We start from the raw sequence: 23,065 nt of genomic DNA, 5'->3' as shown, positions 1-23,065 counted from the left end.
TGCGCCGGCGTGTTTGACGAGGCGCAGCCGGTAGCCGAGCATCGTGCTCCAAGCGGCGCACGCTGCAGCGCCCGTCAAGACGTCTGAAATGCCCGATATCGCCCGCCCGTCTCCCCCCGCCCATTTCCTGCCCCTGCGCCGTGCATCGCTGGTACGCCATCTTGCGCGCGGCCAGGCACCGGCCACGCCGCTTGAACAGGCCGGGCTGCTGGCTGCCATGCTCTGCCGCACGCAGGCGCATGCTCCGGCCCAGCTCGAACGCCTGCTGCACGACGCGTGCGCGCTGTTCGCCGCCGACGCGGCCAGCGCAGTGCAGCTGGCCGGGACCGGCGGGGCCGGGCAGGCCGAGCTCGACGCCTGGCTGGCCGATCTGGCGGTGCGCGGCGTCCTGCTCGCCCCGGACGACGCCGTGGACGCCTTCGTCGCCACCGATCCCACCCGGTACCCGGGCGAGCCCTTCCAGTCCGCGTGCCTGACCACCGTGACCGGGCACGTGATCCGGTTTCCCGCACAGGCGGGCAGCGCGGTTGGGCTGGAAGACGAGAGCGCGGCCGTGCAGGCGCCCCGCAGCGACGCGCGGGCGGTCGAGCGCAGTGGCCTGTTCACCTCCGACCAGGCCCGCGTGCTGCGCGCCATCGCGGCCAATCCGGATGAGCTGATCGATCTGGAAGGCTACGCAGGTACCGGCAAGGGGCATCTCGTGCTGGCCCTGCTGGACGCGCGGCCCGGCCGCTATACCTATGTGGCGCCTTCGCGCGGCCAGGTGGAAGCCTTCCGCCCGCGCGTGCCGGCCGATGCGGCGACCCGGCTGCTCACCCAGATCGAGTTCGCCAACGCGATCGTGCAGCACGCGGCGCGCACCGGGCAGCTGGCGGGCTTCGCCCCGACCTACCGGCAGAGCACGCTCGCGCTGCGCGACATCGTGGCGCGCATCGGCCTGCGCGGCATCGGCCAGCGCACGCCGGAGCAGGTGCTGATGACCGCCTTCGATGGCATCAACCGCTGGTGCGCCTCGGCCGCGCCGTCATTGGAGCCCCGGCACTTCCAGCGCTCGCTGCCCTGGGCGATGGTCGACGCCGCACCCTATGTCGCCGCGGCAGAACACGTCTGGCGCTGCATGTTCGATCCGGTGGTGCAGAAGGGCAGCTGCCTGAGCCTCAACGTGGGGCACATCGGCAAATGGCTGTGGCTGCGCGGCATCGACCTCCCGGTGGCGATGGGCATGGTCCTGGTGGATGAGGCGCATGACCTCAGCCCGGCCTGGAAGCAGCTGCTGTCGCGCCATGCACCCGGCGTGGTGAGCCTGGGTGATCCGCACCAGCGGCTCGTTGGCCGCGCCTCGCGCTGGTCCTCGGCGAAGGTGCTGGAGATGCACCAGTCCGTGCGCCAGGGCAGCCAGGTGGATGGACTGGTCAACCAGTCACTGGCGCTGGACGAGGCGGCCGGAGCGACGGAGCGCTTCAGCGGGGCGCATGACCGTGCCACCGGTGTGCGGCAGTACGCGGCGTGGGCACAGGTGCCGGTGGGCGGCATGCGCCTGTATGGCAGCGTATGGCGCCTGCTGCGCGAGGCCACGCAGTTGGTCGCCCGCGGTGCACAGGTGCATGTGCACCCGGCCTCGTTGCGGGTGCTGCAGAAGGATGCGCAGGGACCGATCGACGCCTGGCGCAGCGTGCGCGAGGGCGGGCCTACGCGGCGCTGGGACGCGTTCGTGGCGGCCTGCGGGCAACGCGGCCAGCCGGAGATCGCGGTGATGTTCTCCGACGGCTTCGATGCCGCCGCGCTGGAGCGGCTGTCCGCGCGGCTGGTGCCGCTGGAGACCTGCACCGTGATGCTGTGCCTGGCCCAGCACGCGAAGAACCTGCAGGCCGATGTGGTGGCGATGTCCGACTGCTGCTTCAGCACCGGCCAGGATGCGCGGCTGCCCTACAACCCGGTGCGTGCGGCGTACCTGGCCATGACCCGCGCGCGGCACCAGCTGTGGGTGCCGGGCGATGCGATGGCGCAGCTGCAGGACAGCGCGCAGCGTCATGCGCAGGCGCGCCGCGACGATCGGGCGAAGCGCATGCGAGCGATGGGGCATCCGCCGGCCCGCTGAACGGGGCCGCAGCAGGGCTGACGCAACTGGCGTCGAATGAGGGGGCCGACGTCGGCAGGGCTTGAGCGGTGACGCCAGGCACAGCGGCCCGGTTGAAGGCTTCCTTGCCCAATGCAGGGCAGCATGCCTGTGCCAGGTACGCGGGCGGTGCGAAGATCCACAGTGGCGCCCCGACGCTCCGCGAGGGGTGTGCCGCATTGCCTACAGCTAGGAGCGGGTTGCCCTCATGTCATCGCCACGATCCTGCCGGGCCACCCGACGCATGCTCGCCCTGTCACGCCAGGCACTGACTGTGCTGATGGCCTGGGCGATGACCGCCTGCAGCGCCGGCGAGCCGCCCGTTCCCCTGGTGGAAACGCAGGCCAACGAACAGGGCTGCGTCCGAGTGAGAAGCACCGGTCCTCAAGACCCTGCGGCCATCCCGGTACCAATCAAGCAAGCGTGTGTCGGGCCTTACCTGCTGGAACTGCCGCAGAACTATTTCTATAACCAGATGGGGACGGAGTTCGATGGCAGCTTCGCGCTGGCGCTGGAATATCCCTCATTGAAGCCTTTCAAGCCGGGAGAGCGGAGCAATATCTCTGTCGATGTGGGAATCAGAACGGTCACGGTTACTTATGATTACATCGACCGAATCGATATCCGTCAGGCAATGAGAAACTCCTACAGCAACATGGTGTCTGAACCACACGATCCCGCAGCCTCTCTGGAGGGGCGTGAGTTGGGTGAGCCGATCTTTGGCCTGACCCCCTACTACGCCGATATGGCCAGAATACGTGCTTACGAGCGCGAGCATGGCCGGGCAGAATCGGCGCCTGTCATGCAGGACCGTTGGCACAAGGACTGGTTTCTCCGGCGCAGCGAAACTGGTGAGGTGACAACGGTGATCAAATGCACTTCGCGCAATGTGAAAGAGACGGGCGTCGAGTACAGAAATGGAAAGATAGCTAAGAACAAGGCGCATGAGCTCCCTTACTGTGAACACATCTTCACGCTTGAAGAGCATGACACGAAGGTACGTCTGCACTATGCGCGGATTGGCCTTCCCGACTGGCGTCGCATTGAAGAGCGTGCGCGGATGCTCTTCGAGCGAAGCCTTCGCGGGCCTGCACAGGTCCACTCTGATAACCGACGGAGGCAGAAGTGAACGATCATGTGGATCGTGCTGGGCAGTAACTGGAAACTCCCAAGAGTTACGATGCCTGAGTAGCTCCGTTCCAGCATCAAGGGGCGACGTTACAAAGCCAAGGCAATCATAAGAAAAGAACCGCTGAACGCACTGCACGACGTCTAGATTCTGGGCAGTGCGAACGCGATACTTACCACGCTCTACTCAAAAAATCATGAAAAAATCACGGAAGCGCGACATGATGAAACATGAAGGAAGGCGCGCCAGCGTGCTGGTATCCATGATGCTCGCACTTTCAGCCTGCCGCGCAAGCGAGCCGCCCAATCCGGTGCTCGAAACACAGACCAACGCGCAAGGGTGTGTGAGGGTGAGAAGCACCGGTCCTCAGGACCCTACCGCCGTCCCTGTGCCGATCAAGCAGGCCTGTGTAGGGCCGTATCTGCTCGAGCTCCCTCAGAACTATTTCGACAACCAGATGGGCACCGAATTCGACGGCAGCTTTGCGCTGGCGCTGGAATACCCGTCGCTTGAGGCGTTCCTGCCGGGTGAACGGAGCAATCTCAAACTGGACGTGTCAACAAGAACGGTAGCGGTGAGCTATCACTATATCGATCGCATCGACATCCATCAGGCGATGCGCAACACCTACACGAATACGAACTATTTGCCTGACAACCCCGCGGCTTCTCTTGAAGGACGTCAGCTCGGCGAGCCTGTTAACGGGCTGACTCCGTACTATGCCGACATGGACCGGATACGAGAATACCACCGACGAAACGGTCTCCCGGAATCGGCTCCTGGTATGCAGGACAATTGGAACAGGGACTGGTTCCTAAAGCGCGGCAAAAATGGAGATGTCGAAACCGTTATAAAGTGCACTTCTCGCAACGTCGTCGGGACAGGTGTGGAGTATCGGGATGGGAAGATGGTGAGAAATGATGTGTATGGACTTCCTGATTGTGATCATACCTTCGCCATCCCGGACCACAACACTCAGGTCAGCATCAATTATGTGCGCGTTGGCCTAACCGACTGGCAGCGCATCGAGGACCGAGCAAGATCGATATTCTTGAGAAGTTTGCGCAGTGGGGCGAATGCGGACGGAGGATCCCATAAGTGAGTGCGGAGCTGAAAAAAGCAGATTTGCTTATCCTTCAACAATACGCAACAGCGGGTAACCGGGAGCTCTATTTCAACTATCTGGCGCAGAAGGAAGGGAATGACGGCTATGGCCTTCTCGCCTTGGGTGTTGTTAGAAATGATAATGCACCGGGTGCCACAGCAAATAGCTTCGCGGCTAGCCAAGCACGTGTTGATGGCCTGAACATGTCAGAGAGCGATTGGCAGCGATTCGGAGTGGAGCTTGTGCGGCGTGATGTGTTGCGCCGGCAGGCTGCCTTCGATAGTGGCCGGCCTGATCTGGCTCTGAACCTGCCTGTCAAGGATATAAAGGATTGCCATGACCTCGCTTTCAGAGAGATCAGGGTCGATCCCTCCGCCTGGACGCCCTACAAACTCCTCGAAGCCGCGCGTAAACACGGCGGTGAGGCGGAGGCCGACCAGGTCTGGTCCATGCTCCTGGACAACAACCGCCGCGGGCTTGATCGCATGGGAGAGACCACAGCGCTCATCCTCGGCAAGTATCGCGAGCTCATCGATGATCCCGAGGGTTACGTCCGGGACATGGCGCTCGCGCGCGCGCCGCACGGGATGAATCCGGTCTCCAACATCGATCCTGACACCATTCTCTACAACGGCAGCATGTACCAGCGGACTGACGAAGGCCGTTGGACGGTGCAGGTCTCTGCTCCGGTGACCGTACAGGCCGGCGTCGTGCCGGTTCCGGTTCCGGGCGTGGGTATTCCGCTGGGACGCCGGGATGTCACCGATCCCGCCGTGCTACATCATCTGGACGACGCCCATGATGTCCGGCAGCAGCGCGAGGCGCTCCGCCAGCAGTTTCATCCGGACGATCCCAACCGCGACCGTCCCATCGTCCGCAGCCCGTGGCTGATCTCCGATGCCGAACCCCGGATGGTGCCTGCCGGGCAGTTGCACGCCTCCATCGACTTCACCGTGCCCGGCCACCCACGCCATGCGCTCTGGCAGCAGTGTGCCGAGGGTGTACGCGCACTGGATTCGGCCGCGGGCAAGCCGTGGGATACGCACAGCGCCTGCATGGCCTCCAGTCTGACCGCGCTGGCGGTGTGCAGCGGGCTTGAGCGCGTGGACCACGTGGTGTTGAACACCAGGACCCCATCTCTGGAAAGCGGGGAGAGGGTGTTTGTGGTCGAGGGGGGGATGGCGGATTTCCTGCACAAGCGCGCACATATGCCCACGTGTGACGCGATCGCTCAACCGTTGGAGCAGTCGTTCCAGCAGGTCGCTGCCGTTGAACAGCACCGCGGAAGTCAACCTGCGGTGCAGGACGCCCAGATCAGTCTGCAGGCCGGTCAGCCCGGCCCGGCGATGTCAGCCTGACAGGTCGCACCGCGGGCGTCAGCCCCCGCACTTCGGATCGCGGCCCAGCATCCGGCCCAGTCGCGAAGGGGCCTCGCACTTGGGCTTCGGCGCGGCCGGCGGCAGCAGGGCAGCGGCCCGCGCACGCTGGATCTGCTCGATCTTCGCGCGGATCTGCGGCATCGCAGCCATCGCCGCTTTCTCGCCTTCCAGGATCGCGGTGCCGCGCTGGCTGAAATCGGCGGCGCCGATGTCCAGCACGCGCGGGCGGATGATGATGTCGGCACGCGCCAGCTCCTGCTCGCCCAGGCGCTGTCCCATGATCGCGATCGACTGGTTGACGATCCCGAGCATGCCGACCGGGGTCTTGCCCGAGGCCTTGCTGGAGATGTCCACGGCGATCACGAACTCGGCGCCCAGCTGCCTCGCGGCATCCACCGGCACCGGGCTGACCACGCCGCCGTCGACAAAATTGTGGCTGCCGATCTTCACCGGTTCGAACACGCCGGGAATGCTGCTGGATGCGCGCACCGCCTGGCCCACGTTGCCGCGCACGAAGACCGCGCGCTCGCCCGTTTCCAGGTTGGTGGCCACGGCCGCGAACGGCTTGCGCAGGCGCTCGGCGGGGCGGTTGCCGACCTGCTGGTTGACGTAGTCCTGCAGCTTCTGGCCCTGTACCAGCCCGCCGGAGAACAGGCGCACATCGCGGATGCTGGCCTCGTCCAGAGCGACGGCCCTGGTCTGCATCTGGAAGGCATCCATGCCGCTGGCATACAGCGCGCCGACCACGCTGCCCGCACTGGTGCCGGCCACCACCACCGGCTCGAAGCCGTTGGCCTCGAGCATCTTGATCACCCCGATATGCGCAAAGCCCTTGGCGGCGCCGCCGCCCAGCGCCACGCCGATCTTCAGCGGCTTGGCCGCCGGCACCACGGTCGTGACAGGCGGCGGAGCGGGGCGCACGGGGTCGCCCCCGCAACCGGCCAGCAGGCCGAGCAGGGCAACGGACAGCAGCAGGCGGGTGCGGGAAACGGTCATCGGCAAGGGGACGCAGCGGGAAAGTGCGCCAGCATAGCGGACCCTGCCGTAACGCCGGCAATCATCGCGCGCGGCGGTACCGGCGCTCAGAAGCCCTTGTCGCCGCCCAGCATGCCGGCCAGCCCGCCGCCTTCGCCGCGGCGCTTGCCGCCGGCCTGCGGTGCGGCCATCCACATGCGTCCGGCCAGGCGCGAGAACGGCAGCGACTGCAGCCAGACCTTGCCCGGACCGGTCAGCGTGGCCAGGAAAACGCCTTCGCCGCCGAACAGCATGCTCTTGATGCCGGCCACCCGGCGCACGTCCATGGTCACCCCCGCGTGGTAGGCCACCACGCAGCCGGTATCCACGTCCACGCGCTCACCGGCCGCCAGTTCACGCTCGACCACGCAGCCACCGGCATGGATGAACACCCAGCCATCGCCCTCGAGTTTCTGCATGATGAAGCCCTCGCCGCCGAACAGCCCGGTCATGATCCGGCGCTGCAGCTGCACGCCGATGCGCACCCCGCGTGCGCCGGCCAGGAAGCTGTCCTTCTGGCAGATCAGCCGGCCACCATGCTCGTCCAGCCGCATCGGCAGCACGGTGCCGGGGTAGGGCGCGGCGAAGGCCACCTTGGCCTTGCCCTGGCCGGTATGGGTGTAGAGCGTGGCGAACAGGCTTTCACCGGTGAGCACGCGGCGCCCGGCAGTCATCAGTTTGTCCATGAATCCACCGCCGGGGCCGCTGTGCGACCCATCGCCGAAGACCGTGTCCATCTGCACGGCGGCATCCTTGAACATCAGCGCGCCCGCTTCGGCCACCGCACTCTCGCCCGGGTCCAGCTCGATCTCGACGAACTGCATCTCATGGCCCACGATGCGGAAATCGATGTCGTCAGCGCGCCGGGTGCGTGCGTCCCGGGGCGGGAACGGCGGCGGTGCCACGGAACCGGGCACCGCGGCATCGGCCCGCAGCTCGGGCACGTCGGAAATGGCCATCCAGCCGCTCATGCCCTCGCACCAGGTCTTCGCCTGCGGAGTGGCCTGCGCGTAGCGCTGGGCAGCGAGATCATCGAGCGGCCCGACGCGGTCGGTCTGGCCGGGAACATGGAAGTACCACTGGGTCATCGCTGCGGGTCCACGAAAAGGCGGGTGGGGCGAGTCTAGCGGGACCGGCCATGAACGGTCGGCATTTGCGACGCGCGTGTTGTATTGCAACAATTATCAGGTAGCGCCGTTCCACCACCCTTCCCAACACAGCCTACCGCCATGTCCCCGAACCGTTCCGTCCACGACCGCCGACCGGTCGTGCGTCCGCTCGTTCTCGCTCTTTCCACTCTGCTGCCGCTTTCGGCCGCCGCCCAGCAGGCACCGGCCGGCAAGGATCCGGTTGCTCTGGATGCGCTGCAGGTCACGGCCCAGCGCCGTGTCGAAAACGCCAAGGACGTGCCGGTGGCCATCACCGCGATCCAGGGTGAAAAGCTGGACGTGCTCGGTTCGGCCGGCGATGACATCCGTTTCCTGGCCGCGCGCGTGCCCAGTTTGAATATCGAATCGTCCTACGGACGTGCCTTCCCGCGCTTCTACATCCGCGGCCTGGGCAATACCGATTTCGATCTCAATGCCTCGCAGCCGGTGTCACTGGTGTATGACGACGTGGTGCAGGAAAGCCCGCTGCTCAAGGGCTTCCCGTTGTTCGACCTGGCCGGCGTGGAAGTGCTGCGCGGTCCGCAGGGCACGCTGTTCGGCCGCAACACGCCGGCCGGCGTGGTGAAGTTCGATTCGGCGCGTCCCTCGCAGGATGCCGATGGCTACGTCAAGGTCTCCTACGGCAGCTACAACACGTGGAACACCCAGGGCGCCTACGGCGGTCCATTGACCGATCGCTGGTCGGCGCGCGTTTCCGCCCTCTACCAGCGCCGCGACAACTACGTGGACAACACGGTGGCCAATGCACCGAGCGACGGCTTCGAGGGCTACGACGAAGCCGCCGGTCGCGTGCAGTTCCTGTATGAGGGCGACGCCTTCGAAGGCCTGTTCAACCTGCACAAGCGCAAGCTCAACGGCACCGCACGCCTGTTCCGCGCCAACATCCTGCAGCCGGGCAGCAACGCGCTGGTGGAGAATTTCGACCGTGACAAGGTCGCCACCGACGGCCTGAACTTCTCCGAGCTGGAAACCTGGGGCGGCAGCGCGCGCCTGCAGTGGAACCTGGGCCCGGTGACGCTGCACTCGATCACCGGGTATGAGACCGCCGAGTCGCTCAACCACGGTGACGTGGACGGTGGCTACGGCGCCGCTTTCCTCGGCGCCGGCAACTCCGGCCCGGGCCTGATCCCGTTCCCGTCCGAGTCGGCCGACGGCCTGCCGCACCACCGCCAGTGGACGCAGGAATTCCGTGTGGAATCCAATGAGTGGGGCCGCTTCGACTGGCAGGCGGGCGTGTTCTACTTCGATGAAGACGTCACCATCGACAGCTTCAACTACGACTCGCTGACCCCCGGCAACCCGCAGACCGGCCATGCCGTGCAGAGCCAGCGCAACAAGGCATGGGCCGCCTTCGCCTCCGGCGATTTCGACGTGACCGAGCGCTTCAAGCTGCGCGGCGGCGTGCGCTACACGCAGGACAAGAAGGACTTCACCGCCAGCGTGCTGCAGGCGGTACCGGGTGGCACGCCGGTCAGCGGCCCGTACCTGGCCGACACCGATGTGGATGACGTCAGCTGGGATCTGAGCGGTGTCTACCAGCTCACCGACAACGTCAACGCCTATGCGCGCGTGGCCAAGGGCTTCCGCGCGCCGTCCATCCAGGGCCGGCTGGCCTTCGGCGGTGTCACCCAGGCCGATTCGGAGAAAGTGATCTCCTACGAAGCCGGCATCAAGGCCGATCTGTTCGATCGCCGCGCGCGCCTGGGTTTCAACGTGTTCCGCTACGACGTGGACGGCCAGCAGCTGATCGCCGTCGGCGGTACCAACAACACGGCCACGCTGCTCAATGCCGACAAGACCCTCGGCCAGGGCTTCGAGCTGGACCTGGAGGCTTACCTGACCGACACCGTGCTGATGACCCTGGGCAGCAGCTACAACGACACCGAGATCAAGGACCGCGACCTGGCGGTGGCGGTGTGCGGCGGCGGTTGCACCATCACCGATCCGACCACGGTGATCGGCGGCGGCACCTTCGCACTGGTCAACGGCAATCCGCTGCCGCAGGCGCCCAGGTGGATCCACAACCTGACCCTGCGCGCCGGCTTCCCGGTGAACGACTCGAGCGAGTTCTACGTGTATACCGACTGGGCCTACAAGAGCGCGGTCAACTTCTTCCTGTACGAGTCACCGGAGTTCCGCAGCCGCAGCTCGCTGGAAGGTGGCCTGCGCCTGGGCTACAACTGGGATTACGGCCAGTACGACGTCGCCGTGTACGGTCGCAACCTGACCGATCAGACCCGGGTCGTCGGTGCGATCGACTTCAACAACCTGACCGGCTTCCTCAACGAGCCGCGCACGTTCGGCCTGGAGTTCACCGCGAAGTTCTAAGCGGTGCGTCCGCAGCGCCGGGCACTGCCCGGCGCTGCCTGCGGCCGCCTTACAGCGCGCTGGCCGGGCGCTCCCTCAGCACCGCCTCTTCAGCCGCGCAGTCGCGGCTGCCGGTGTCCTTCCCCGTCCGTGCGATTTCCTCCCGCGCCAGGGCCAGGTCGCGCTGGAAAGCGGGTGCGGCATGCAGCTGCGCGGTGACCGCGGCCGCCACTGTACGTGCCTGGACGACGTCGCTGTGCCAATGCTTGTTGCAGATCAGACGGCTGTCGCCCAGTGAACGGCCACGCTGCTCGATCGCCACCACCCGCTCGGGAAACAGTTCACCCAGCACCTGCGCCCACACGGCACCGACCGTGGCGTGTCCGGAGGGATAGGATTCGGGAAGGTCCGGCGTGCCGCTGCAGTTCGGCCTGCCGTTGGTTGCCGAAGGCCGCGGCCGTGCATGGTGTTCCTTGGCCGCGGCCACGGCCGCCTTGGCGTCCTTGCGCGTGAGGCGGAGCAGGCGATAGAGCGCGGGCGTGCCCGCTTCAGTGATCTGCACGCCGACCGCGCAGGTGAACAGCGATGGGCCTGCGGGCAACGCCATGTCGGCATCGACAGTGGCCTGTGCACGGCGCGCCGCCGATGATGCGTCCAGGGCCTGCGCGCTGACCTCCAGATCCAGGGCCATGGCGGCCGAGGTGGCGGCCGGAGGCGAGGGCAGAAGGGCAACGGCGTCGAGGGTATCGGCCGGTGCGATATAGCCTCCGGGTGCGGCGGATGCCGGCAGGGCCGCGGCGGCGCCGAGGATGAGGAGGACGCAGAGGGACGGACGCAGCGACATGGGCAGGGCTCCGGGTTGGGGGAGCCACTCTGGCGCCGATGGCCCGGGCGTGGAACAGGAGGTTGCCGTCAGTGACCCTCAGGAATGATCGCGCAGCACCCCTTCGCAACGGACGCCGGTTACAGCGCGCTGGCCGGACGCACCTTCAGTACGGCCTCTTCAGCCGCGCAGTCGCGACTCGCGTGGCGTCCTGCGCGGTGGGCCAGGGCGATCTCGCGGCGCGCGGCCTGCAGGTCCTGCTGGAACGCGGCGTTGCCGTGCAACCGCGCCACGGCCGCCGCACCCATGAAGCGTCCTTCGAGGATGTCGCTCTGCCAGTGCACGTTGCACACCAGCCGGCTCTCGCCGTAGTTGCGGCCGCGCACCTGGATGGCGTCTGCACGCTCGGGCACGATTTCCGAGAGGATCAGCGCCCACGCCCAGCCGATCGCGGTATGGCCCGAAGGATAGGACCCGTTGCCGCGCAGCGCGGTTTCGTCGGCCGGTGTGCAGGTCGGTTCGCCATTGACCGTGAACGGACGCGGCCGCTGATACCTGTGCTTGGCCGCCCGGGTGGCCGCGCTGGCGTCGATGCGGCTGCGCTCGAGCAGGCGGTAGAGCGCTGGGGTGTGTTCGGCATCCACGTCCAGATCGATCGCGCAGGAAAACTGGTTCGCACCGGCCGGGAATGCCAGCTCGGCATCCGCCGTGGCCTGCAGGAAACGCGGTGTTTCCCGCAGCGCACGCGCCTGTCGGCTGACCTGCTCGTCCAGTGCGAAGGCGGCCGAGCCGGCGGCGGGCGGCGCGGGCACCAGCTGCAGGCTGGCCGGTACCGCGTCGGCGGCCAGGTAACCCACGGCGCGGGTGGTGACGCTGGCCTCAACGGCCGTGGGTCTGTCACCGGTGGCTGCGCAACCGGCCAGAGCGAGAGCGAGCACCAGTGCCAGTGCGGGCAGCGGGCGGGCGAGGCAGGGGAGGGGCACCATGGACGAACTCGGAACAGGATTCGGCGGACATGATCGCAGTCCTGCCCCGACGCCGCAGCATCCAGCGGCCCTGCAGCCAGATCGTGCAGGGTCATCGGGCGGGAAAGGCAAGGTGTCGGACCGTGCGGCCAATCGTGCGAACCCGGCCGTAGCGCACGGACTTTCACAGGCATTCGCGACGAGCATCAGGTCACAGCCGGATCGGGGGGATCCACTGACACGGGAGAGACGCGATGCGCAGCATTGCAACAGGACGTACCCTGCTGGCCCTTCTGCTCGGGCTGGGGATACCGGCCGCAGGGGCGGCGGATGTGGTCGGCGTGGCCTTCGTACATGGCACGGGCGCCCAGACCAACGCGACCCGCGACTACTGGCAGCCGGCGATCATCGACACCGTCAGCCAAGGCCTGCCGGACAGCCGCAATGTTGTGGTCATCAACTGCGACTTCACCCAATACATGTGGAAGCCGGCAGCCGCCGGCTGCCTGGCCGAGCAGCTGGGCCGCTTCATCGACAGCCACGGCATCACCCGGCTGGACGTCATCAGCCATTCCAACGGCGGCAATGTGATGCGCTGGATCCTGTCCAATCCGACCTACGACAGCCGATATCCAGCGATCATCCGCGCCGTGCGCAGGGTGACCGCGCTGGCGCCTTCCTCGGCAGGTACGCCGCTGGCCGACGCGGTGATCAACGGCAACACCTTCGAAACCTCGCTGGGCTGGTTGCTGGGCTTCAGCAGCGACGGCGTGCGCCAGCAGCAGGTCGGCCACATGGCCACGTACAATGCGCAGAACCTGTACGGCACCGCGGGGCGGCCGGCGCTGCCAAAGCCATTCCGCGCCGTGGTCGGCAGCGATGTTCAATCGGCAGTGTGGGACGCAGACAGCTACTGCGGGGGTTATGCAGAAAACGTCGGCCTGGAGTTCACCCGGAACTGGTTGTCGTCATGCTCGGACGGGTTCCTGGAGTGCAGCAGCCAGAAGGCAGCCGGCACCACATGGTTCACCGACACGGCGCGCACCCGCGGCGCCGAGCCGTTGAGCCACAACCAGAGCCGCCGCGAATGCTTCGGCCTCGGGACCCTCCTGCGCAACGATCTGACCCCGTGAGGACGACGACCATGACGATCCATTCCACTGTGCTGGGCGCCACCGTGCTGGCGATCCTGTCTGCGGCACCCGCAGACGCTGCCCGGCCGATGCGTGCTGCCGCAGCCGGTGACCAGGTACCCACCGCACTGGTCGCCGCGCCGTTGCCTGCCGATGAAAGCGAGCGCACACCGCTGGCCTTCGCCTGGGCGCTGGACCCGGCGCAGGCCCTGCAGGCCCCGGGCGCCTATACCGCCGTGAGCAGAAGCTACTGGCAGCAGGTCGACGGTGCGCAGTTGCAGCGTGGCCTCGCCCTGCCCCTGACCGCGCCGGATGCGGTGATCCAGCTCAGCCCCGCGCCGGGCGCACGCGCCCTGCCTGCCAGCGCGCTGCGGGTGCGCGATCCGGCCGGGCACAGCCGCATGGCCCGCAGCGTCGATGCGCGCCAGCTGCAGGACACGGGCATGCCGGCCAGCGAGGGCAGCCGCATGCTGCGGACCGGCGCGGCCGGCAGCGCCGGTGTCTACCAGCTGCAGAGTGCGCAGGCGCAGGGCCGCTACGTGGTGCAGGTGCTGGAGCCCAACAGCCCGTTGCGGCTGGACGTGCAGGCCAGCCAGGCGCGGGTGCTGGCGGGCGGCAGCGTGCAGCTGCAGGCCCGGCTGGTCGAGGACGGCGCCGGTTCTCTACAGGCAGGGGCGCGCCGTGGCGGCCTCGGCGGGGAAGCACTGCTGGTCGCTCCCGACGGCCGCAGCTGGCCGCAACGCCTGACGCGCGCCCGCGATGGCAGTCTGCAGGCGCAGGTGCGTGTTCCGGATGATGTGGGCACCGCCCAGGGCCTTTGGGAGCTGCAGGTGTTCGCCCAGGCCGATGGCGTGCTGCGCGATGCCAAGGTGGCGTTCGCCGTGGCGCAGCCGACGGCGCGCTTCGCCGGCCAGGCCACGCCGGACACGCGAAGCCGGCGGGTCAGCCTGCCGCTGCAGGTCGCTGCCGCCGGCCGCTACGAGGCGCGTGGCACCCTGTACGCCAGCGCGGCCGATGGCCAGCTGCGGCCCGTGGCGCAGGCGCATGCGGCGGCGTGGTTCGATGGCCCCGGGCCGGGCCACCTGGTCCTGCCGTTCGACCAGGCTGCGTTGCCAGACGGCTACGGGGCGCCCTATGAGCTGCGCGATCTGCAGCTGCAGGACCAGAGCCGGATGGCCCCGATCGAGTCGCGTGCGATCGCGCTGCGGTTCTGACCCGCCCGAGGGTACGGTGCCTCGGCACCGTGCCTTTGGCGGCTACCGCCCTCAGCCCGCATGCGCCGTCAGGTGACCGGCATGCTCCACCACGCGCACCGGCCCGCCGAAGGTTTCCGACAGCGGCCCATCGCGCAGCAGCGCGTCACGGTGCCCATCGGCGAGCACCCGGCCCGCGCGCAGCAGCAGCACGCGCTCGATCTCCGGGATGACTTCCTCGATGTGATGGGTGACCAGCACCAGGGTGATGCCTTCGCGCGCCAAGGCGCGCATCGTGCCGAGCAACTGCTGGCGGGCCACCACGTCCAGCCCGGTGGAGGGCTCGTCCAGCAGCAACGCGCGCGGACGGTTGACCAGGGCACGGGCGATCAGCACGCGCCGGCTTTCGCCCGCCGAGAGCTCGGCGTAGGCGCGCTCGCGCAGCGCCGAGGCGCCGGTCAGTTGCAGGGTCTGGCGGACCTGCTCGTGCATGGCCGCGGTCACCTCGCGGAACGCCGGCACCACGTAGCTGGCAAAGAAACCGGAAAGCACCGCCTGCTCGACGGTCAGTCCCGGCATGTCGGCCAGGGTGCTGCCGAGGTCGCCGCTGACGATGCCCAGCTGCGAGCGCAGCCGGTCCACCTGCCAGCGGGTCTGGCCCAGTACCCGGATGGCGGCATCGCCATTGCCGAGCGCCAGCGGATACAGCTCGCGCGTGATCAGTTTGATCAGGGTGGACTTGCCGCAGCCATTGGGGCCGAGCAACGCCGTATGCTGGCCCTGCGCGATACGCAGGCTCAGGCCGTGCAGCACCTTCACCTGACCGCGCATCACAGTGGCGCGATCCAGTTCGATCAGCGCGGGCGGCTCGACCTCGGGCAGGCGCATGGGGGCATCAGACAACGGTGGCAACGTGGGCCTCATCCGGCAGCGCCGGCAGGCGGGCCGGCAGACCCATGCAGTTTGCAGTGCGAACGGCCATGATGTCTGCTCCTGCCTTCGCCCGCCGGCCCTGCCATGTCCCCCATGCGTTCCCCCCGTCGCCGCTGCACCGCAGCCGGTCTGCTGGCCCTGCTGCTGCCTGGCCTTGCCCTGGCCCAGGTCACCGACACGCGGGGTTACCTGCAGCGCATGGACAGCGATGGCAACGGCACGGTCAGTGAAGCGGAATACGTGGCCTGGATGCTGTACGCCTTCGACGGCATGGACCGCAATGGCGACGGTGTGCTGCAGGCCGGTGAACTGCCGGGCGGCAAGGGGAACCCCATCACCCGCGATCGTCACCGGCAGGTGCTGCAGCAGCGCTTCCACCGACAGGATGCCAACGGCGATGGCGTGCTCGACGCGCGCGAACTGGCTGCGCCGCCGCGCTGAACCAGGGCGCGGTGTGTTGACCGGTCCACCGCGCGCAGCGGCGTAGAATCACGCCATGCCCGAACTGCCTGAAGTTGAAACCACCCGTCGCGGCCTGGCGCCGCACCTGCTGGGGCGCGCGATCCATGGCGTGATCCTGCGCCGCGCGGACCTGCGCTGGCCGATCCCCGAGGACATCGCCCTGCAGCTGCCTGGCCAGCAGATCCTCGACGTGCGCCGCCGGGCCAAGTACCTGCTGCTGGACACGGCCGCAGGCAGTGCCGTGCTGCACCTGGGCATGTCCGGCAGCCTGCGCGTGCTCGAAGGCGATACCCCGCTGCGTGCGCACGATCACGTGGATATCAGCCTGGACAACGGGCGGCTGCTGCGTTTCAACGATCCGCGTCGCTTTGGCAGCCTGCTCTGGCAGCCGGACGGGCAGACCCATCCGCTGCTGCGCGGACTCGGCCCGGAGCCGCTGGACGATGCCTTCGACGGCGACTATCTGTTCGCCCGCAGCCGTGGCCGGCGCGCCCCGGTGAAAACCTTCCTGATGGACCAGGCCGTGGTGGTCGGCGTAGGCAACATCTATGCCGCCGAGAGCCTGTTCCGGGCGGGCATCAGCCCCCTGCGCGAGGCGGGCGAGGTCTCCCGCGAGCGCTACCGGCGCCTGGCCGCGGCGGTGAAGACCATCCTCGATCACGCGATCACGCGCGGCGGCACGACACTGCGCGATTTCATCAGCCCGGATGGCGCGCCGGGCTATTTCGAGCAGGAGCTGTTCGTGTATGGCCGCGACGGCCTGCCGTGCCGGAACTGTGGGCGTCCGTTGAAGCATGCGGTGATCGGCCAGCGCGCCAGTGTGTGGTGCAGCCGCTGCCAGCGTTGAGGCCACCCCGGCCGGTGCCTGCGATCGACCGGTCGGCCATGGCCTGAACGGGGGGATCGGGAAGTGCCGCCCAATTAACGTTTGTGTTCCCATAATGTCGCCCTTCCCACGTGCTGGCGGCCTGCATGCAACGACGCGATTTCATCCGTAACGCCTCTCTCGCCCTGGCGGCCTTCGGCCTGCCGGGCCTTCCCGCGCATGCCGCCAGGGGCGGACAGGGCCGGCAGGTCGGCCTGCAGCGCCTCGGCCAGCCGGAAGCCTTCGATTTCGCGATCCTCAAGGGGCAGGCGCGCGCGCTGTCACAGGCGCCCTACGTGACCCATCGACGCACGCTGCCGGGCCCGGTCGAGGCCTTGAGCTGGGACCAGTACCAGTCCATCGGCTACCGCCAGGACCATGCGCTGTGGGCCGACAAGCCGGGCCGTTTCCAGGCCAAGTTCTTCCACCTGGGCCTGTACTTCCATTCACCGGTGCGGATGTTCGACGTGGTGGACGGCAAGGCGCAGGAGCTGGCTTATGATGGGGCTGCGTTTGATTACGGAAAGAGCGGCATCAAGGACGGCCAGCTGCCGGCCGACCTCGGCTTTGCCGGCTTCCGGCTCAACACCCGCCAGGACACCAACCGCGATTTCGCCGCCTTCCTCGGCGCCAGTTATTTCCGTGCCGTGGGCAAGGAGGGCCAGTACGGGCAGTCCGCCCGCGGCCTGGCGATCGACACCGGTACCGGCACGCCGGAAGAATTCCCGGACTTCATCGCCTATTACCTCGAGCAGCCCGATGAGGGCTCCGACACCGTGGTGGTGTACGCCCTGCTGGATTCGCCCAGCGTGGCCGGCGCGTACCGCTTCGCCATCACCAATGGCGATGTGCTGTTGATGGACATCGACAGCGCGCTGTACCCGCGCAAGGCCATCGCGCGGCTGGGCCTGGCGCCGTGCACCAGCATGTACCAGGTCGGTGAGAACGATCGCCGCATGGCGTGGGACTGGCGTCCGGAAATCCACGATACCGACGGCTTGTCGATGTGGACCGGCAGCGGTGAATGGATCTGGCGCCCGCTGTGCAACCCGCGCAACCTGCGCTTCAACATGTTCGTGGACCGCAATCCGCGTGGCTTCGGCCTGCTGCAGCGTGACCGCAACTTCGACCATTACCAGGATGACGGCGTGTTCTACGAGAAGCGCCCGTGCCTGTGGGTGGAACCCAAGGGTGACTGGGGCGAGGGTTCGGTGCAGCTGGTCGAGATTCCAACCGTGGACGAGACGTTCGACAACATCGTGGCGTTCTGGAATCCGAAAGAGAAACCCCAGCCGGGCCAGGAACTGCTGGTGGGTTACCGGTTGTACTGGGGTGCCGAGCCGCCGGCGCGTCCGCCACTGGCCCACTGCGTGTCCAGCTGGACCGGTCTGGGCGGGGTGATCGGCAAGAAGCGCGACTATTTCTCGTGGCGCTTTGCGGTCGATTTTAAGGGGGGCGAGCTGGCTGCGCTGATCGACAAGGGCGAAGTGGAAGCCGTGGTGCAGGCTTCGCAGGGCCGGGTGGAGATCGTATCCGCGCGCCCCCTGCGGGAGATCGACGGTTATCGCGCGATGTTCGATCTGGTGCCGCCGGAAGGCAGCACGCAGCAGATCGATATCCGGCTGTTCCTGCGCAGTGGCGGCCGTACGCTGACCGAAACCTGGTTGTACCAGTACAGCCCGCCGCCGGCCGGTGCGCCGGAACGCACGCTGTACTGAGGCGGGCGGGGAGCCGGTGCGGGGAAATGCGCACCGGCCCGCGCGCGGTGATCATTCGATGCGGGTTTCACCGCGGGTCACGCGCTTGAACTCCGCACGGCTGACCGAAACGTAACGTTCGTTGCCGCCGATTTCCACCTGCGGACCGTCCTGTACGGCGCGGCCCTGCGCATCCACGCGCACGGTCATCGTGGCTTTCTTGCCGCTGTGGCAGATGGTCTTGATCTCCTGCATCTCGTCGGCCCAGGCCAGCAGGTACTGGCTGCCTTCGAACAGTTCGCCGCGGAAGTCGGTGCGCAGGCCATAGCACAGCACCGGGATGCGCAGCTGGTCGACCACTTCGGTCAGCTGCCAGACCTGCGCCCGATCCAGGAACTGTGCTTCATCCACCAGTACGCAACCCAGCGGACCGTGCGCGGCGAGGTCGGCTTCGATCAGCCGCTGCAGGTCAGTGCTGCGGTCGAAGGCGATGCCTTCGGCCTGCAGCCCGATACGCGAAGCGACCACGCCGGCCCCGGCGCGGTTGTCCAGGCGGGGGGTCAGGATGGCCACCCGCATGCCGCGTTCGCGGTAATTGTGCGCGCTCTGCAGCAGCGTGGTGGTCTTGCCGGCGTTCATTGCCGAATAATAGAAATAGAGCTTCGCCATGCGGCAGATTCTAGCGTTCCCGCCGGATCATCTGCTCGGCAGGGTCCGGGGTGTACCGACATTCACCGCCGCGCTGGCTTCCTGCAGCTGCTGCGCCTGCCAGTTCCAGTACGCATCCGGCTGCCACAGGCGCGGGGCGTAGTACACCTCCGGCAGCACGCGCACCAGCTGGCCGTTGAAGCGCACCTGCATGACCGTCGAGCCCAGTGCGCCGGTGCGGCTGCCGGTCATCTCGCCCATGTTGCGGCGCATCTCCTTCTCCTGCCGCGGCTTGGCCACCGGATCGGCGAACTCGGCGTACAGGGCCTGGCCTTCGTCCACCGCACGCTTGCGCTCGGCCTCGTCCAGGGCGGCCCAGTAGGCCTCGCGACGCAGCAGCAGCCACTCGGTACCCCGCTCGGCTGCCAGGTCCATCCAGGCATAACCGAGCGCGCGGTCAGCCGGCCCCCCCTGGCCGTTCCACAGCAGTTCGGCCATCAATGCCTGCGAGAGCTTGTCCGCATGGCGTGCGGCGAGGGTGTAATAGCGCCGTGCATCGACGAACTTCCGCTGCTCGGCCGCCGCCATGCCCAGTTGCCGGTAGCGCAGGTCAGGGTGGCCCTTCAGGTAGGCCGCCGAGCTCACCACGGCGTGCTCCTGCAGTGACAGCGGCGAGGGCGCCGCAGGTTCGGCGGCCGGGGTGGCGGCCGTGCCACCCACCAGCAGCGTTGCGATCAACAGGCCACGTACGGGCATCGTGTTCAGGTTCATGGCACCACCTCCTGTGTTCCATCCGGGCCGCTACTGTGCGCCTTGTGCGGGCGGCTGCCACCTGCCGGAGGTCAGGGGGCGCGAGCGGCATGGGCCTGCGCACCGAAGGACCGCTACAATCGGTGCCTCATGTACGGTCTCAACCCCCCCCAGAGTGCGGCGGTCCTCCATATCGAGGGCCCCTTGCTGGTGCTCGCCGGCGCCGGCAGCGGCAAGACGCGCGTGATCGTGGAGAAGATCGCGCACCTGATCAGCTGCGGCCGCTATCCGGCCCGACGCATCGCCGCGATCACCTTCACCAACAAATCGGCCAAGGAGATGCGCGAGCGCGTGGCCAAGCGCCTGCGCGAAGCGGACGCGGCGGAGGTCACGATCTGCACCTTCCATGCGCTCGGGCTCAAGTTCCTGCAGATCGAGCACGCGGCGGTCGGCCTCAAGCGGGGCTTTTCCATCTTCGACGCCGACGACGCCGCCGCACAGGTCAAGGACCTCATGCACGGGGCGCGGCCGGACGATATCGAGGACATGAAGAACCTCATCTCGCGCGCCAAGAATGCGGGCCTGTCACCGGAGCAGGCGATGCGTGAAGCACGCAGCAACCGCGAGAAGGAAGCGGCCGGCATCTACGAGCGCTACCAGCTGCGGCTGACGGCGTTCAACGCGGTGGATTTCGATGACCTCATCCGGCTGCCCGTGCAGGTGCTGGAGGAGAATCCGGAGATCGCCCTGGCCTGGCGTGAGCGCATCGGCTACCTGCTGGTGGACGAATGCCAGGACACCAACGACGCGCAGTACCGCCTGCTCAAGCAGCTGGCCGGCGAGAAGGGCAATTTCACGTGCGTGGGCGATGACGACCAGTCGATCTATGCATGGCGCGGTGCGAACCCGGAAAACCTGCAGCAGATGGGCCGCGATTACCCGGCGCTGGAAATCATCAAGCTGGAACAGAACTACCGGTGTTCCAACCGGGTGCTGCGGGCGGCCAATGCGCTGATCGCCAACAACCCGCACGACCATCTGAAGCGGCTGTGGAGCGACCAGGCCGATGGCGAGCGCATCCGCGTGTGGGAGTGCCGCAACAGCGAGCACGAAGCGGAGAAGGTCGCCGCCGAGATCGCCTTCGTGGCGCAGTCACGGCAGGTGCCCTGGAGCGATTTCTGCATCCTGTTCCGCGGCAATTTCCAGTCGCGTCCGCTGGAGAAGGCGCTGCAGCTGCTGCGCATTCCATACCACCTCACCGGCGGCACGATGTTCCTGGAGCGCCAGGAAGTGAAGGACACCCTGGCCTGGCTGCGGCTGCTGGTGAATCCGGACGACGATACGGCGTTCATGCGTGCGGTGCAGGCGCCCAAGCGCGATGTGGGGGCCGGCACGCTGGCGAAGCTGGCCGAACTCGCTTCGGCCAAGGACATGCCGATGGCGCAGGCTGCCGAAGCCATCGGGGCCCTGCAGCAGCTGCCGCCACGCGCGGCCAACAGCCTGGCGCGCTTCACCGACATCCTGCGCGACCTGCGCGCCCAGACCCGCGAGATTTCCTCCGGGGACATGATCCGCAAGGTCGCAAAGGAATCCGGGCTGCTCAGCGAGCTGCGCCAGCAGGCCAAGGAGGAGGCCGGTTACCAGCGCCGTGCCGGCAACATCGAGGAGTTGGCGCAATGGTTCGAAGGCGGTCCGCGTGGTGCCACCGCGGCTGATCTCGCCGGCCAGCTGGCATTGCTCTCCCGCAGTGACAAGGACGAGGGCGGCAACCAGGTGCGCATGATGACGATGCACGCGTGCAAGGGCCTGGAGTTTCCCTATGTGTTCATCGTGGGCTGCGAGGACGGCGTGTTGCCGCACCAGATCAGCCTGGACGAGGGCAACCTGCAGGAAGAGCGGCGGCTGCTGTACGTGGGCATCACCCGCGCCAAGATCCAGCTGTGGCTGAGCTACAGCAAGCTCACGCGCAAGTTCGGTGAACACGTGCGGCTGAAGCCGAGCCGGTTTTTCGACGAGCTGCCGGCCGAGGAGATCCAGCGCGACGGCGCTGATCCGGTGGCCGATGCAGCCCGCAAGAAGGAGCGTGCCAGCGCGGGGCTCGCAGCGATCCAGGCGCTGTTCGACTGAACGCGATGATGCCGCGGATCGAAAGCCGACGGCTGCGCCTGCGCGCGCTGGAGCCGGACCGCGATGCGGGCCACATGCTGGCCCTGCTCAACGATCCCGGCTTCCTGCGTTTCATCGGCCAGCGCAACGTGCATGACCGGGCCCAGGCCCGCGAGTACATCGCGCTGCGCGTACTGCACAGCTATGCGTTGAACGGCTACGGCATGTATGCCATCGAGCGGCGCGCCGATGGCGCATGGATCGGCAACGCAGGCCTGGTGCGCCGTGATGGCCTGCCGGGTCCGGACATCGGCTATGCGGTGCTGGCCGAACATGCCGGGCAGGGTTACGCCACCGAAGCGGCACAGGCGGTGTTCGCCCATGCACGCCACGTCCTCGACATCGAGCACCTGTACGGGCTGATCAACCCGGACAACCTGGCCTCGGCCGCCGTGCTGCGGCGGCTGGGAATGGAACAGCGCGGGCTGGTGCAGATGCCCGGCAGCGAGGAGTGGCTGACGTTGTTCGCCACCCCACGTGCGCCGTACATAGCACCCTGAGCCGGCGCCGGCCTATCCCCGGCAATGGACGCGCAGGCTCCTGTACGCGCCGGCCTACCCCTGCAGCGCGTCCAGCCGGGCCTGCAGGTCGGCCACGGCGGCCTCCAGCTGTTCCACGCGCGCGGCCAGGCCGGCGTCGGGGCGAGGGCCCGCGGCGGCGGCGCCAGCGGCGAACGTGGCGGCCAGCGCGGCGCCGTCCACATCGCCGCACAGCAGGTGGACGTAGCGGTCCTCGCGCTGTCCACCGGCACGCGGCAACGTCATGACCAGCCCCCGCTGCTGCAGGCGCTCCATGGCATGGCGGGCCTGTTCAGCATCGGCGAAGCGGTGCAGGCGCTCGCTGCGCGAGAGCAGTTCACCGAGCGTCTGCGCGCCACGCAGCAGCAGCAGCGCGAGCAGCACGGTCTGCTGGCGGGTGAGGTCCAGTGCGGACTGCAGGCGGTGTTCGTAGCGGTCGGCCCGCGAGGAGAAATGCTGGCGCGCCAGGCCCATCGTCTCCAGCTGGCGCAGTGCGTGCTGGACGTCACCGGCGCTGATGTTCATCAGGGGCTCGCGCGCGGTCTTCTGGTTGGCCGCCGACTGCGCCGCGTTCACCGTCAGCGGGTACACGTCCGGCGTGGTGGCTTCCTTTTCCACCAGGCAACCCAGGATCCGCGCCTGCGTGGCATCCAGCAGCGGGCGGTCAGGGGCGGGGGCATCGGTCATGGCACG

Annotated in this window: 20 protein-coding genes; 12 read left to right on the top strand and 8 right to left on the bottom strand. The window is 67.6% G+C overall.

The genetic code is table 11. The features are described from left to right. Positions 1–88 precede the first annotated feature (88 nt). From FHY09_RS13390 to FHY09_RS13375, 4 genes are all read left to right on the top strand, one after another. Positions 89–2,098, top strand: coding sequence for an ATP-binding domain-containing protein (locus FHY09_RS13390; protein ID WP_166927382.1), 2,010 nt, complete (start codon positions 89–91; stop codon positions 2,096–2,098). A 262-nt stretch (positions 2,099–2,360) separates the two neighbouring features. Then, complete coding sequence (locus FHY09_RS13385) at positions 2,361–3,245, top strand: hypothetical protein (RefSeq protein WP_166927381.1); 885 nt, start codon at positions 2,361–2,363, stop codon at positions 3,243–3,245. Between the two features lie 220 nt (positions 3,246–3,465). Next, positions 3,466–4,347 (top strand): hypothetical protein, encoded by an 882-nt coding sequence (locus FHY09_RS13380; protein ID WP_456362817.1) that lies wholly within the window; start codon positions 3,466–3,468, stop codon positions 4,345–4,347. Further along, a complete protein-coding gene (locus FHY09_RS13375) occupies positions 4,344–5,708 on the top strand; it encodes an XVIPCD domain-containing protein (protein ID WP_456362816.1) in 1,365 nt (454 codons plus the stop codon). The genes FHY09_RS13380 and FHY09_RS13375 overlap by 4 nt, the downstream gene beginning before the upstream one ends. Positions 5,709–5,726: 18 nt before the next feature. Here FHY09_RS13375 and FHY09_RS13370 read toward each other — a convergent pair whose 3' ends face one another. Beyond that, positions 5,727–6,725: a patatin-like phospholipase family protein gene (locus FHY09_RS13370; protein ID WP_166927380.1), complete on the bottom strand. Its 999-nt coding sequence runs from the start codon at positions 6,723–6,725 to the stop codon at positions 5,727–5,729. A gap of 86 nt (positions 6,726–6,811) precedes the next feature. After that, positions 6,812–7,831, bottom strand: coding sequence for a TIGR00266 family protein (locus FHY09_RS13365; RefSeq protein WP_166927379.1), 1,020 nt, complete (start codon positions 7,829–7,831; stop codon positions 6,812–6,814). Positions 7,832–7,972: 141 nt separating this feature from the next. Between FHY09_RS13365 and FHY09_RS13360 the strand changes: the two genes are divergently transcribed. Then, complete coding sequence (locus FHY09_RS13360; RefSeq protein WP_166927378.1) at positions 7,973–10,240, top strand: TonB-dependent receptor domain-containing protein; 2,268 nt, start codon at positions 7,973–7,975, stop codon at positions 10,238–10,240. A gap of 49 nt (positions 10,241–10,289) precedes the next feature. Here FHY09_RS13360 and FHY09_RS13355 read toward each other — a convergent pair whose 3' ends face one another. Together FHY09_RS13355 and FHY09_RS13350 are read right to left on the bottom strand one after the other, a co-directional pair. Next, positions 10,290–11,063 (bottom strand): phosphatase PAP2 family protein, encoded by a 774-nt coding sequence (locus FHY09_RS13355; protein ID WP_166927377.1) that lies wholly within the window; start codon positions 11,061–11,063, stop codon positions 10,290–10,292. 119 nt (positions 11,064–11,182) lie between these two features. Next, the gene (locus FHY09_RS13350; RefSeq protein WP_166927376.1) at positions 11,183–12,028 is read right to left on the bottom strand and encodes an acid phosphatase; all 846 of its coding nucleotides are present in this window, start codon (positions 12,026–12,028) and stop codon (positions 11,183–11,185) included. 233 nt (positions 12,029–12,261) lie between these two features. On the opposite strand from FHY09_RS13350, the gene FHY09_RS13345 reads away from it, so the two are divergent. Both FHY09_RS13345 and FHY09_RS13340 read left to right on the top strand, forming a co-directional pair. Next, positions 12,262–13,140: a DUF7379 domain-containing protein gene (locus tag FHY09_RS13345; protein ID WP_166927375.1), complete on the top strand. Its 879-nt coding sequence runs from the start codon at positions 12,262–12,264 to the stop codon at positions 13,138–13,140. Between the two features lie 11 nt (positions 13,141–13,151). Next, a complete protein-coding gene (locus tag FHY09_RS13340; protein ID WP_166927374.1) occupies positions 13,152–14,354 on the top strand; it encodes a DUF4785 domain-containing protein in 1,203 nt (400 codons plus the stop codon). A 51-nt stretch (positions 14,355–14,405) separates the two neighbouring features. On the opposite strand, the gene FHY09_RS13335 is transcribed toward FHY09_RS13340, so the two are convergent. After that, positions 14,406–15,221, bottom strand: coding sequence for an ATP-binding cassette domain-containing protein (locus FHY09_RS13335; RefSeq protein ID WP_208407860.1), 816 nt, complete (start codon positions 15,219–15,221; stop codon positions 14,406–14,408). Between the two features lie 138 nt (positions 15,222–15,359). Between FHY09_RS13335 and FHY09_RS13330 the strand changes: the two genes are divergently transcribed. The 3 genes from FHY09_RS13330 to FHY09_RS13320 all read left to right on the top strand — a co-directional run bounded on the left by FHY09_RS13330 (position 15,360) and on the right by FHY09_RS13320 (position 18,311). After that, entirely contained in the window at positions 15,360–15,707 is a 348-nt protein-coding gene (locus FHY09_RS13330) for a CREC-EF hand family protein (RefSeq protein ID WP_166927373.1), read from the top strand. Between the two features lie 55 nt (positions 15,708–15,762). Further along, positions 15,763–16,575, top strand: coding sequence for a bifunctional DNA-formamidopyrimidine glycosylase/DNA-(apurinic or apyrimidinic site) lyase (gene mutM, locus FHY09_RS13325; protein ID WP_166927372.1), 813 nt, complete (start codon positions 15,763–15,765; stop codon positions 16,573–16,575). Between the two features lie 125 nt (positions 16,576–16,700). Continuing rightward, complete coding sequence (locus FHY09_RS13320) at positions 16,701–18,311, top strand: glucan biosynthesis protein D (protein ID WP_166927371.1); 1,611 nt, start codon at positions 16,701–16,703, stop codon at positions 18,309–18,311. A gap of 51 nt (positions 18,312–18,362) precedes the next feature. Here FHY09_RS13320 and FHY09_RS13315 read toward each other — a convergent pair whose 3' ends face one another. Beyond that, positions 18,363–18,959, bottom strand: coding sequence for a thymidine kinase (locus FHY09_RS13315; RefSeq protein ID WP_166927370.1), 597 nt, complete (start codon positions 18,957–18,959; stop codon positions 18,363–18,365). A gap of 27 nt (positions 18,960–18,986) precedes the next feature. Then, positions 18,987–19,709, bottom strand: coding sequence for a hypothetical protein (locus tag FHY09_RS13310; protein ID WP_166927369.1), 723 nt, complete (start codon positions 19,707–19,709; stop codon positions 18,987–18,989). Between the two features lie 129 nt (positions 19,710–19,838). Between FHY09_RS13310 and FHY09_RS13305 the strand changes: the two genes are divergently transcribed. Both FHY09_RS13305 and FHY09_RS13300 read left to right on the top strand, forming a co-directional pair. Next, the gene (locus FHY09_RS13305) at positions 19,839–21,815 is read left to right on the top strand and encodes a UvrD-helicase domain-containing protein (protein ID WP_166927368.1); all 1,977 of its coding nucleotides are present in this window, start codon (positions 19,839–19,841) and stop codon (positions 21,813–21,815) included. Between the two features lie 8 nt (positions 21,816–21,823). After that, positions 21,824–22,354, top strand: coding sequence for a GNAT family N-acetyltransferase (locus FHY09_RS13300; RefSeq protein WP_166927367.1), 531 nt, complete (start codon positions 21,824–21,826; stop codon positions 22,352–22,354). A 54-nt stretch (positions 22,355–22,408) separates the two neighbouring features. On the opposite strand, the gene FHY09_RS13295 is transcribed toward FHY09_RS13300, so the two are convergent. Then, on the bottom strand, positions 22,409–23,059 hold the full coding sequence (locus FHY09_RS13295) for a DUF480 domain-containing protein (RefSeq protein WP_166927366.1): 651 nt from the start codon (positions 23,057–23,059) through the stop codon (positions 22,409–22,411). Between the last annotated feature and the right edge of the window lie 6 nt (positions 23,060–23,065).

This window comes from Xanthomonas sp. 60, from assembly GCF_011761925.1.
Note: the sequence above shows the minus strand (reverse complement) of the source record. Positions and strands in the feature narration are given on the sequence as shown.